This is a genomic window from Pseudomonas sp. FW305-7, assembly GCF_058786735.1.
The window spans coordinates 42,282-52,829 of sequence record NZ_JBYSZA010000037.1 but is presented as its reverse complement, the minus strand read 5'-3'; the positions used below and the strand labels follow the sequence as shown (position 1 = coordinate 52,829).

14 protein-coding genes are annotated in these 10,548 nt (G+C 59.0%); 4 read left to right on the top strand and 10 right to left on the bottom strand.

From position 1 onward, the window contains the following. Window positions 1–193: 193 nt before the first annotated feature. The 5 genes from AC3WMT_RS28175 to AC3WMT_RS28155 all read right to left on the bottom strand — a co-directional run bounded on the left by AC3WMT_RS28175 (window position 194) and on the right by AC3WMT_RS28155 (window position 3,619). Entirely contained in the window at window positions 194–601 is a 408-nt protein-coding gene (locus tag AC3WMT_RS28175; protein ID WP_103306526.1) for an HvfA family oxazolone/thioamide-modified RiPP metallophore, read from the bottom strand. Between the two features lie 280 nt (window positions 602–881). Then, on the bottom strand, window positions 882–2,180 hold the full coding sequence (locus AC3WMT_RS28170) for an NAD(P)/FAD-dependent oxidoreductase (RefSeq protein WP_016986237.1): 1,299 nt from the start codon (window positions 2,178–2,180) through the stop codon (window positions 882–884). 63 nt (window positions 2,181–2,243) lie between these two features. After that, window positions 2,244–2,417, bottom strand: coding sequence for a DUF3094 family protein (locus AC3WMT_RS28165; RefSeq protein WP_103306527.1), 174 nt, complete (start codon window positions 2,415–2,417; stop codon window positions 2,244–2,246). A 51-nt stretch (window positions 2,418–2,468) separates the two neighbouring features. Further along, a complete protein-coding gene (locus AC3WMT_RS28160; RefSeq protein ID WP_103306528.1) occupies window positions 2,469–2,996 on the bottom strand; it encodes an MOSC domain-containing protein in 528 nt (175 codons plus the stop codon). Beyond that, window positions 2,993–3,619 carry a DUF1780 domain-containing protein gene (locus AC3WMT_RS28155; protein WP_103306529.1) on the bottom strand — a complete coding sequence of 209 codons (627 nt, stop codon included), beginning with the start codon at window positions 3,617–3,619 and terminating at the stop codon, window positions 2,993–2,995. The genes AC3WMT_RS28160 and AC3WMT_RS28155 overlap by 4 nt, the downstream gene beginning before the upstream one ends. A 130-nt stretch (window positions 3,620–3,749) precedes the next feature. Between AC3WMT_RS28155 and AC3WMT_RS28150 the strand changes: the two genes are divergently transcribed. From AC3WMT_RS28150 to AC3WMT_RS28140, 3 genes are all read left to right on the top strand, one after another. Further along, window positions 3,750–4,217: an FAD/FMN-containing dehydrogenase gene (locus tag AC3WMT_RS28150; protein ID WP_103306530.1), complete on the top strand. Its 468-nt coding sequence runs from the start codon at window positions 3,750–3,752 to the stop codon at window positions 4,215–4,217. After that, entirely contained in the window at window positions 4,214–4,903 is a 690-nt protein-coding gene (locus AC3WMT_RS28145) for an energy-coupling factor ABC transporter permease (protein ID WP_103306531.1), read from the top strand. Before AC3WMT_RS28150 ends, AC3WMT_RS28145 begins: the two co-directional genes overlap by 4 nt. A gap of 65 nt (window positions 4,904–4,968) precedes the next feature. Beyond that, window positions 4,969–5,184, top strand: a complete 216-nt coding sequence (locus tag AC3WMT_RS28140) for a hypothetical protein (RefSeq protein ID WP_007959584.1) — start codon at window positions 4,969–4,971, stop codon at window positions 5,182–5,184. A gap of 6 nt (window positions 5,185–5,190) precedes the next feature. On the opposite strand, the gene yacG is transcribed toward AC3WMT_RS28140, so the two are convergent. From yacG to pilB, 5 genes are read right to left on the bottom strand one after another with little or no spacing between them, the layout of a single operon-like run. Beyond that, window positions 5,191–5,391 carry a DNA gyrase inhibitor YacG gene (gene yacG, locus AC3WMT_RS28135; protein WP_103306532.1) on the bottom strand — a complete coding sequence of 67 codons (201 nt, stop codon included), beginning with the start codon at window positions 5,389–5,391 and terminating at the stop codon, window positions 5,191–5,193. Beyond that, window positions 5,388–6,011, bottom strand: a complete 624-nt coding sequence (coaE, locus tag AC3WMT_RS28130; protein ID WP_103306533.1) for a dephospho-CoA kinase — start codon at window positions 6,009–6,011, stop codon at window positions 5,388–5,390. Before coaE ends, yacG begins: the two co-directional genes overlap by 4 nt. Then, entirely contained in the window at window positions 6,008–6,880 is an 873-nt protein-coding gene (locus tag AC3WMT_RS28125) for a prepilin peptidase (protein ID WP_103306534.1), read from the bottom strand. The genes coaE and AC3WMT_RS28125 overlap by 4 nt, the downstream gene beginning before the upstream one ends. Before the next feature lies 1 nt (window position 6,881). Then, complete coding sequence (locus tag AC3WMT_RS28120; RefSeq protein ID WP_103306535.1) at window positions 6,882–8,099, bottom strand: type II secretion system F family protein; 1,218 nt, start codon at window positions 8,097–8,099, stop codon at window positions 6,882–6,884. A 2-nt stretch (window positions 8,100–8,101) separates the two neighbouring features. Beyond that, a complete protein-coding gene (pilB, locus tag AC3WMT_RS28115) occupies window positions 8,102–9,802 on the bottom strand; it encodes a type IV-A pilus assembly ATPase PilB (protein ID WP_103306536.1) in 1,701 nt (566 codons plus the stop codon). Between the two features lie 226 nt (window positions 9,803–10,028). Between pilB and AC3WMT_RS28110 the strand changes: the two genes are divergently transcribed. Next, complete coding sequence (locus AC3WMT_RS28110; protein ID WP_103306537.1) at window positions 10,029–10,472, top strand: pilin; 444 nt, start codon at window positions 10,029–10,031, stop codon at window positions 10,470–10,472. The last annotated feature ends 76 nt before the right edge of the window (window positions 10,473–10,548 follow it).

Here is a 10,548-nt window from a genome sequence, read left to right as displayed (position 1 = left end):
GGGGTATAGCGCAGTCCGGTAGCGCGCCTGCTTTGGGAGCAGGATGTCAGGAGTTCGAATCCCCTTACCCCGACCATATTAAAAATCCTCGTATCGAAAGATACGGGGATTTTTTTTGCCTGAAATTCATGAACAGGCAGACACAAAAAAGCCGCGCTTCCCGAAAGAGAGCGCGGCTTGGTTTTTCCGGCAATCAGGCGCCGTCTTGGTCTTTGAGGTGTTCGAACAGACCTTTGGGCATTTTCTTGCCATTGGCTTCAAAGTTGGCCTTCACGTTGTTGTAGGCCTCTTGCTCGTCGATGAAGCCATCGTGGTTGGTGTCGATTTTGTCGAAGTCGGACTTTGGCGCAACTTTCAGAAATTCGGCACGGGAAACCTTGCCGTCGCCATCACTGTCGGTCTTGGCCATCGAAGCGTCGCCGCATTTGCCTTCGCCACATTTGCCTTCAGGGGCTTTCACCGAGGTTTCTGCCGAAGCGACCATGTAGCCCTGAGCCAGCGGCTGTGCAGCGAATACCGAGCCGGACAGCATCAGACCGCCAGCCAATGCAGCGCCGAGCAGGCCAATGGATTTTTTGCCGAGAGTCGAAGTGCGGGACATTTACATTCTCCTGGGCTGCACAGCGCAACCACACGTTATGGACGTTCGCCTGAGCAGGTGTTGCTCGGGTGTGGCCATTAAGCGGTGGCGGTGTATCGCGTCTGTGTCGCGGAGCGGGGGAGTTTGTAAGCGAAGTCGGGATATAGAGGGCGCAGATACACTACGAGACAGAGTTGCGAAGCAAATCTAGGAGTGAGCCTGCTCGCGATAGCGCTGTGTCAGAGGACATATTTGTCATTTGACACACCGCTATCGCGAGCAGGCTCACTCCTACGGGTTTTTAGTGCAGCTTCAGGCGCGGCTCGGTGCCACGACCAATCTTGCTGCCCAGCATCAGCATCGCCGTGCGGAACGGCCCGTACAACGCCATCTGGTGCATGCGATACAGCGACACGTAAAACATCCGCGCCAGCCAGCCCTCAAGCATCACGCTGCCAGTCAGGTTGCCCATCAAGTTACCCACAGCCGAAAAACGCGACAGCGAAATCAGCGAGCCGTAGTCGGTGTACTTGTACTCCGGCAGGGTCTTGCCTTCGATGCGCAGCTTCAGCGATTTGGCCAGTAACGAAGCCTGCTGGTGCGCCGCTTGCGCCCGTGGCGGTACGTTGCGGTCGGTTCCCGGTTGCGGGCAGGCTGCGCAGTCACCGAAAGCGAAGATGTTCTCGTCGCGGGTGGTTTGCAGTGTCGGTAGCACTTGCAACTGGTTGATGCGATTGGTTTCCAGGCCGTCGATGTCCTTGAGGAAACCCGGTGCGCGAATACCGGCTGCCCAGACCTTCAGGCTGGCCTTGATCTCGTTGCCGTCGGCGGTGATCAGGCTGTCGGCCGTCACTTCGCTGACCGAAGCATTGGTCATCACATTGACCCCGAGTTTCTCCAGGGTCTTGTGTACCGGTCCGCTGATGCGCTCCGGCAGGGCAGGCAGCACACGTGGCCCGGCTTCGATCAGGGTGATGTGCATGTTTTCCGGTTTGATCCGGTCCAGGCCATAAGCCGCCAGTTCATGGGCGGCGTTGTGCAGTTCTGCCGCCAGTTCGACACCGGTGGCGCCGGCGCCGACGATGGCCACGCTGATCTGCTCGACCACATCGGTCTGCCCGGCGTGCGCCCGCAGATAGTGGTTGAGCAGTTGCTGGTGGAAACGCTCGGCCTGTTTGCGCGTGTCGAGGAACAGGCAGTGCTGCGCCGCGCCCTGAGTACCGAAATCGTTGGTGGTGCTGCCGACGCTGATCACCAGCGAGTCGTACTGCACTTCACGCGCCGGAACGAGTTCAACGCCGTTTTCGTCGTAGGTGGCGGCCAGCTGGATTTTCTTCTGTGCACGATCGAGCCCGCTCATGCGCCCCAGCTGGAACTCAAAGTGGTTCCATTTCGCCTGGGCAACATAGTTGAGTTCGTCTTCGGAGGAGTTCAGCGATCCGGCGGCCACTTCGTGCAACAGCGGTTTCCAGATGTGCGTCAGGTTCGCGTCGACCAGCATCACACTGGCCGTGCCACGTTTGCCCAGAGTCTTACCCAGACGGGTAGCCAACTCCAGACCGCCGGCGCCGCCGCCGACAATAACAATACGATGGGACATGGGGATAACTCGCAAGGTTTTTAAAGGAAATCGGTGCAGTCAACCGAGCGAGCGCGAGGCAGCTCATAGCGTCAGGTAACTGATAAGTCGGCTCAACAGGCCCAGACCAATGGTCACTGCCAGCACCAGCACCAGGAGCATCCACGACCGGAAAGGCCGGCGCTCGACACGGTGTTGGGACAGTTGCAGGTACTCTTCGACATGCTTTTGGTCTTCGGGGTTCAGGCGGCTGGTCATATTGGCCTCGTCAGGTAGACGTTGCTGAATGTGCAGAAGCTACAGCGGTTTTCAACCGGGGTTGAACGCAGCATAGCCGCTGTCCGGAACAGGCTCGACGGACACGCCATCATCAAGGCGAATGATCCCGCTTTGTAACACTCGCGCAGTAATTCCGCCATGCCCGCGCACTGCTTGAAAAGTGCCGGGGCCGAGGTTGTTTTGCAGGCGTGCGCAGGGCTGACACCAGCCGGTGGTTTCGAATATTGCCTGACCGATGCGAAAGCGCCGACCCTTGAGACTAAACAGATTGATACCGCTGATAACGAGATTGCGCCGCAGATCTTCAGGCTTCACCGGTTGATCGGCCGGGCGCCCCATCAATGCGCTGATCACCGCCAGATGTTCCCACTGAATCAGCGTCACCTGCCGCGCGTTGCGCACACCGGGGCGCGCATGATCACCGGTCAGCCCAGCCTCCAGCCGGGCTTCTACGGCATCGAGTTCGATCATCGGCCCCCGGGATTCAGGACGCACACCAATCCAGCGCACCGTGCCGGTTTGCGGAACATCGGCGATCAACTGCTGAAGTGGCGTCACAGGCTGATCCCGACATCAAAAACAATGCTGCGGCCCAGGTTGCTGCGCAGGAAATCCGGTGCATCCGGGTGGGCGAAGAGCACGCGGGCGAAAGTCGGGCCGACGAGTGACAGCGAACGCCAGCCCTGACGCAAATATTCGGTGGGCGGCGGGAAATGACTGTTCAGGTCGAGCACCTCACGTTTGAGGCTGGCGAAGGCAATGATGTCCAGTTCGCCCAGATCCATCCCGCGCTCCTTGTAGTTGTGCGCTTTTTTGCGCAGGGTCGGCGCCAGCCTCATCAGAAATTCGTTGGCCGGGATCCGTCGCGGCTTGGCTTCACGGCGCACCAGTTGGCTGAGGGAGAAGGCACTACGGCGACGCTGCAATTCATCGCGCCATTCGTCGTTGAGGCGTCGGCCTTCATCAAGGACGAAGAACACCTCGAAATTGGCATCACGAAACAGCACATCCGGCGGCTCGCCGGCGGGCGCGAATTCGTCGGCGCGGTAGGGAATGTTCAGGCCTTGCAGCAGGCGCTGACAGACCCAACGCTCACGCTCCCATTTGCGGGCATTGGACAGGAACGCGTTGGCCTGCTCGGCCGCGATGGTCAGCAGGCGTAAATAATCTGAGTCATCCATAGGCCCAAGCTTAGCGTTCAAATGCGACAAGCAGAAAGCCTTGCGTGGCAAAGTGCGTCAGTGGGCAATCCGAAGAGGCGGTATAGACTGTTGGAAAGCGTCCATTGATACCAAATCGAGGAGATTGAACGTGAATTCACGCTGGCTACTGTTGTTTGCTTTAGTTCCGCTGTTTGCCCATGCACTCGATACCGGCGAACGACTCGCACCCTGGACATTGCTGGATCAGTACGATAAGGCCTACACACTCGATAACGGCGCCACAACGCTGTTGGTGGCGCGGGACATGGATGCCGCCAAACTGATCAAGGAAGCCTTGAAAGATCAGCCCAAGGGCTATCTGGAGGCGCGCCACGCGGTATTCGTTGCAGATATCCAGCGCATGCCGGCGCTGATCGCCAAGATGTTTGCCGTGCCCGCCATGCGTGACTACAACTATCGGGTCATGCTCGACCGAGAGGGCCGGGTCGCATCGCGCTATCCCGGCGTAGAAGGCCAGGTGTTGTGGCTGCAACTGAAGGACGGCCGACTGCTCGAACAACATCAGTACGCCAACGCGATCCAACTGCGCGAGGCTTTGGAGAAGGCGCGGCCATGATCGGTGCCGAGGTGCTGTCGACTGCAAGCCTGGTGCTGGGCTGGCTGATTTATGTGCCAGTGCTGCTCTGGGCGATCTTTCGCGCACCGTGGGTCGAGTTGTTCAGTGACAGCCGCCGTCAGCATTTACTGTTCGGCACGGTGTTCGCGTTGTTTCTGTTGTGGCTGGTGCGCAGGGATTTCGACACCGGTGTGTCGTATCACTTCATCGGCATGACTGCCGTGACGCTGCTGCTCGACTGGCCGCTGGCGATTGTCGGCGGAGTGGTGGCGCAAGTTGGTTTGTTGCTGCTTGGGCGTCAGGATCTCGCGGCGCTCGGGGTCAATGGCGCGTTGTTTATCCTGCTGCCGGTGCTGATCACCGAGTGCGTGGCGATTCTCGTCGAGCGCGCTCAGCCCCGTAATCCGTTCGTGTACATTTTCTGTTCAGGATTCTTCGCTGCGGCGCTTTCAGCCCTTTTGTGCTTGATCCTGAGCCTGACACTGTTGTGGTACGACGGTCTTTTTGCCATGCCGGAGTGGCTGGAAGATTTCATCGGGTATCTGTGGTTGCTGCTGTTTCCCGAAGCGTTCATCAACGGCATGGTGATCAGCGCACTGGTGGTGTTCTGCCCGGAATGGCTGGAGACCTTCAACCGCACGCGCTACCTTTCGGCGCCGTGGAAGGACGACGATCCGAAGTCTTGATCCACATCAAACCCGCCACGCGCCGGAAATTTCATGCTCGCGCAAATCCCTTCAGGAGCAGCGGCATGAGTGTTTACGAGTGGGCTAGGCAGGAAACCCGGCAGAGTCTCGAGATGGCGCAGGAGGTGGGGTTCGATCCGGGCTTGAGCTTGCGCGCCTTGCTCAGTGCGGTGGTGCAACAGAGCAAGGCGGTGCGGAATGCCGAGGACTTGGCCGACGAGTTGCGCTTTCTCGCGGAAAACCTCGACGATGATCAGGACTACGGCTTCATGCGCCCCTGATCGGAATCAGTGACGCGGGTCGAAATCGCCGGAAAACATTTCATCTTCGGCGTCCGGTGCGACCGGGATCTTGTGCTCTTCGGACGCCCAGGCGCCGAGGTCGATCAGTTTGCAGCGATCGGAGCAGAACGGACGGAATTTGTTCTCGGGGGTGAATTCCACGGGTGCGCCGCAGGTCGGGCATTCAAGGGTTGGGATCGGGCTCATGATTGGCCTCCATTTAAAGTCAGGTAAAAGTCATGCAGGCGCTCGACCTCGCTGTGCAGCCAGGCGAGGTCGCGGTCGTTGACCACCACGTCGTCGGCACGGCTCACACGGTCTTCACGGCTCGACTGGGCCGCGAGGATCGCCTGAACCTGCTGTTCGCTGGTCTGGTCACGCTGCAAGGTGCGTTCGATCTGCAGTTGTTGCGGGGCGTCGATCACCAGGATGCGCTGGGTCATTGCGTATTGCCCGGACTCGATCAATAGCGGCGAAACCAGAATCGCGTAGGGCGATTTTGCCTGTGCCAGATGATCAGCGATTTCCTCGGCGATCAGCGGATGCAGCAGGGCTTCGAGCCAGCGGCGTTCCTCCGGGACCTCAAAGATCAGCTTGCGCAGGGCGGCGCGATCCAGCGTGCCGTCAGCCTGCAATACGCCAGCACCAAAGTGCTCGGCAATCTTCGACAAGGCTGGGCGCCCCGGCTCGACCACCCAGCGCGCCGCGTGATCGGCGTCGACCACATGGATGCCAAGGTCGATGAAGTGCTGGGCCGCAGCGCTTTTGCCGCTGCCGATGCCGCCGGTCAGACCGAGAATCCAGGGTTTTTCCACAGGGGTATTCATTGCAAACCGACAAACTGCCAATAGAAGTCGGTTATTTGACCACCCCAGAGCAAGGCAATCCAGCCGGCAATTGCCAGAAAGGGGCCAAAGGGGATCGGCGCCGAAGTTTTCTGTTCACGCACACGCAGCAGAATCACCCCGATGATCGCCCCCACCAACGATGACAGCAGGATCGTCAGCGGTAGAATCTGCCAACCTCCCCAAGCGCCAAGCAGCGCCAGCAGCTTGAAATCACCGTGACCGATGCCGTCCTTGCCGGTCAGCAGCTTGAACAGCCAGAACACCGACCACAGCGCCAGATACCCGGCCACCGCACCCCATAATGCCTCGTGTAACGACACGAACATGCCGAAACTGTTGACGATCAGCCCCAGCCACAACAACGGCAGCACCAGCACATCGGGCAGCAGTTGATGCTCGGTGTCGATCAGGCTCATCGCCAGCAAGCCCCAGGTGAGAAAGATCAACAGACAGGCCGGCCAGCCAAATCCGAAATGCCAGGCGATGAATGCCGAGAGCAGTCCACAGGCCAGTTCGGTCAGTGGATAGCGTTTGCTGATGGGCGTGGCGCAGGCCGAGCAGCGTCCACGCAGCCACAGATAACTGAGTAGCGGAATGTTCTCCCAGGCACGGATTCGATGTGCGCAATGTGGACACTCGGAGTGGGGCAGCATCAGGTTGTAGGTGGGCAACGGTGTTTCGCTGGGCAGACCGAGGACGTCCTGGGCCTGCTGGCGCCAATCGCGCTCGAGCATTTTCGGCAGGCGCCAGATCAGTACATTGAGAAAACTGCCGACCACCAGGCCGAGCAGCAACGCCGTGCAGACAAAAGCCAACGGATAGAGGGCAAACAGTTCGTCGATAGGCATGTCAGATCGCTGAGCCGAGTTGGAAAATCGGCAGGTACATGGCGACTACCAGACCGCCGACGATCACCCCCAGGACCACCATGATGAACGGCTCCATGAGGCTGGTTAGGTTGTCGACCATGTTATCCACTTCGTCCTCGTAAAACCCGGCGACCTTGTCGAGCATCTCGTCCAGTGCGCCAGACTCTTCGCCGATCGCGGTCATCTGCACGGCCATATTGGGAAAGACGCCGGTGGTGCGCATCGAAAAATTCAACTGCATACCGGTGGAAACATCCTGGCGAATACGCAACACCGCGCGCTTGAACACCACGTTGCCGGTGGCGCCGGCCACCGAGTCGAGGGCCTCCACCAACGGTACGCCGGCTGCAAAAGTCGTCGACAGGGTGCGGGCGAATCGGGCGACGGCCGACTTGTACATCAGTGTGCCCACCAGCGGCAGTTTCAGCAGCCAGGTGTCTTTGCGGTCGCGCAAGGCCTGAGACTTTTTCAGGGCGTGGCGGGTGCCGAAAATCGCCGCCGCCAGTACACCGAGAATCGCCCACCACCATTGCTGCATGAATTCCGAGAGGCTGATGACCATCAGGGTGAACGCCGGCAACTCGGCACCGAAGCCGGAAAACACCGACTGGAACTGTGGCACCACTTTCACCAGCAGAATCCCGGTCACCACCGCCGCGACCAGCACCACAGCGGTAGGGTAGGTCATGGCTTTCTTGATCTTGGCCTTGAGCGCTTCGCTTTTTTCCTTATAGGTCGCGACCCGCTCGAGCAACGTATCGAGGGCACCGGACTGTTCGCCGGCATCCACCAGGTTGCAGTACAACTCGTCGAAATACTGCGGCTTCTTGCGCAACGCGTTGGCGAAACTGTTGCCAGCGGCGACTTCCTGTTTCACCTCGTCGACCACTTTGCGCATCGCCGGGTTTTCGAAACCTTCGCCGATGATGTCGAATGACTGCAACAACGGTACGCCAGCCTTCATCATGGTCGCCATCTGCCGCGTGAACAGGGCGATGTCCTGCGCCTTGATGCGTTTACCAAAGCTCAGTATCGAGGCGGATTTCTTGCGCACCTTGCCCGGGTTGATCCCCTGTTTGCGCAACTGCGCCTTGATCAGCGCCGGGTTGAGCCCACTCAGCTCACCAGTCATTTTGCTGCCTTTCTTGTCCGTGCCTTCCCAGGCATAAACACTGATTTTCGCTGCCTTGACCGCCATGTTCAGTCCTTGGTGACCCGGTTGATTTCTTCCAGGCTGGTGATGCCTTGCATCGCCTTGTGCAGGCCGGAAGTGCGCAGGTCATCGAAACCGTCGCGACGCATCTGGATATCGATTTCCAGCGAGTTGCCTTCGGCCATGATCAGTCGCTGCAGTTCGGGTGTGTTCTTCACCACTTCATAAATCCCCACGCGCCCCTTGTAGCCGCCGTTGCAGTGATCGCAACCGACCGGTTCGTAGATCGTGAAACTGCCGATGCGTTCCTCGGGGAAACCTTCCTTGATCAGGGTTTCGCGGGGAATCTCGATGGCTTTCTTGCAATGGCTGCACAGCTTGCGCGCCAGTCGCTGGGCGATGATCAGGCTGACCGAGGTGGCGATATTGAAGCCGGGGATGCCCATGTTGTGCAGGCGGGTCAGGGTTTCGGCTGCGCTGTTGGTGTGCAGGGTCGAAAGCACAAGGTGGCCGGTTTGCGCGGCCTTGATGGCGATCTCGGCGGTTTCGATGTCACGGATCTCACCGACCATGATGACGTCCGGGTCCTGACGCAGAAATGAACGCAGGGCCTGAGCGAAATCCAGCCCCTGTTTGGGATTGACGTTGACCTGGTTGATGCCTTCCATATTTATCTCCACAGGGTCTTCGGCGGTGGAGATGTTGATGTCGACGGTATTGAGAATGTTAAGCCCGGTGTACAGCGACACGGTCTTGCCTGAGCCGGTGGGGCCGGTGACCAGAATCATGCCTTGTGGCTGTTTGAGTGCGGCCATGTACAGGTCTTTCTGCGCCGGCTCGTAGCCGAGCGCATCAATGCCGATCTGCGCACTGGACGGGTCGAGGATCCGGATTACCACTTTTTCGCCCCACAGGGTCGGCAGGGTGTTGACCCGGAAGTCGATCGACTTGCTCTTCGACAGGCGCATCTTGATCCGCCCGTCCTGGGGTTTGCGCCGTTCCGAGATGTCGAGGCTGGCCATGACTTTCAACCGTGCGGCGATTCTCCCGGCCAGTTGAATCGGCGGCTTGGCCACTTCGCGCAGAATGCCGTCGGTGCGTACGCGCACCCGGTAGTTCTTTTCGTAGGGCTCGAAGTGCAGGTCGGAGGAGCCGCTTTTGATCGCATCCAGCAGCATTTTGTGAACGAAGCGCACCACCGGCGCGTCGTCGGCGTCGAGTCCGCCGATGGCGTCCTGTTTGCTGTCGTCGATGGACTCGACATCAACGCCATCGAGGTCGACGTCGGCCATGTCTTCGAGGCCGCTGGCGTGGGTGTCGAAGAACTTTTCGATGGCATCGGTGAGCTTGTCGTCCTCCACCAGAATGGCTTCGGTGCTCAGCCCGGTGCTGAACTGGATGTCATTGATCGCCTGATGATTGCTCGGGTCGGAAATGCCCACGAACAGTTTGTTGCCGCGTCGCCACAAGGGCAGGGCGTGGTGCTGGCGCACCAGTTTTTCACTGACCAGGCCTTTGGGCTGGGTTTCCTTGTCCAGGCAATTAAGGTCCATGAAAGCCATGCCGAAGTGCTCCGAAGCGATCTCGGCCACCTGCCAGCTCTTCACCAGTTTGTTCTGCACCAGATAACTGACCAGCGACAGACGATTGCGCTGGGCCTGTTGCCAGGCTTGCTGGGCGCTTTTTTCCGTAAGCAGTTCGGCCTGCACCAATTGCTTGGCCAGACCGCTCAGAGCGATGTCATTCATGGGGATTCCGCACGCTTGCAGTTCATGACTTATAGCCTAGTCAAGTGACAGCGCCAAACACCCTCGGTGCAGGTGACAAAAAGTGTCAGATAGTGCGGTTGCAGGTTGTAGGAAATGGCGGCGTCCCGAGGACGCGCTCAGTCTTCCGGGCGTTGACCGGTTTGGCATGGGCTATGCTCAGTTCATCTCAGATCATGAGATTTCGACTCATGCATGGAGCGTGTCTATGAAAAAACAACAAGGTTTCACTCTGATCGAACTGCTGATCGTGGTGGCGATCATCGGGATTCTGGCGACCATCGCCTTGCCGCAGTACACCAAGTACCAGGCACGGTCGAAGGTGACGGCGGGGCTGGCGGAAATCAGCGCGCTGAAAGTGCCGTTCGAGGACACCATCAATCAAGGGACCGACCCGACGCTGACGCTGGTAACCGGTAGTGCAACCTATGTGACAACCAACTGCGGTACGGTGACTGCTTCGGGTACTGCGTCTTCGGGGGCAGGCACCATCGTTTGCACATTGGCCAATGCGCCCGCTCCCGTGTTGGGCAAAACCATCACGCTGACCCGCTCTGGCGGTGCGACGGGTAACACGGCCGGCGTCTGGAGCTGTGCATCGACGGTAAACGCCGACTACGCGCCTAAAGGTTGCCCTGGCAGTGGTACCTGATCATTCGGGTTAGTGTCGTCAAATGCCCCGCTTTGCGGGGCATTTTTCATTGCGTAGCACTTCACAAAAGCTTCAA

Excerpts from the sequence above, each read along its gene's own strand:
- pilB (WP_103306536.1), bottom strand. The coding sequence starts at position 9,802 with ATGAATGACATCGCTCTGAGCGGTCTGGCCAAGCAATTGGTGCAGGCC.
- AC3WMT_RS28140 (WP_007959584.1), top strand. The coding sequence starts at position 4,969 with ATGAGTGTTTACGAGTGGGCTAGGCAGGAAACCCGGCAGAGTCTCGAG.
- coaE (WP_103306533.1), bottom strand. The coding sequence starts at position 6,011 with ATGAATACCCCTGTGGAAAAACCCTGGATTCTCGGTCTGACCGGCGGC.
- AC3WMT_RS28175 (WP_103306526.1), bottom strand. The coding sequence starts at position 601 with ATGTCCCGCACTTCGACTCTCGGCAAAAAATCCATTGGCCTGCTCGGC.
- AC3WMT_RS28155 (WP_103306529.1), bottom strand. The coding sequence starts at position 3,619 with ATGGATGACTCAGATTATTTACGCCTGCTGACCATCGCGGCCGAGCAG.
- AC3WMT_RS28145 (WP_103306531.1), top strand. The coding sequence starts at position 4,214 with ATGATCGGTGCCGAGGTGCTGTCGACTGCAAGCCTGGTGCTGGGCTGG.
- AC3WMT_RS28165 (WP_103306527.1), bottom strand. The coding sequence starts at position 2,417 with ATGACCAGCCGCCTGAACCCCGAAGACCAAAAGCATGTCGAAGAGTAC.
- yacG (WP_103306532.1), bottom strand. The coding sequence starts at position 5,391 with ATGAGCCCGATCCCAACCCTTGAATGCCCGACCTGCGGCGCACCCGTG.
- AC3WMT_RS28125 (WP_103306534.1), bottom strand. The coding sequence starts at position 6,880 with ATGCCTATCGACGAACTGTTTGCCCTCTATCCGTTGGCTTTTGTCTGC.
- AC3WMT_RS28110 (WP_103306537.1), top strand. The coding sequence starts at position 10,029 with ATGAAAAAACAACAAGGTTTCACTCTGATCGAACTGCTGATCGTGGTG.
- AC3WMT_RS28170 (WP_016986237.1), bottom strand. The coding sequence starts at position 2,180 with ATGTCCCATCGTATTGTTATTGTCGGCGGCGGCGCCGGCGGTCTGGAG.
- AC3WMT_RS28120 (WP_103306535.1), bottom strand. The coding sequence starts at position 8,099 with ATGGCGGTCAAGGCAGCGAAAATCAGTGTTTATGCCTGGGAAGGCACG.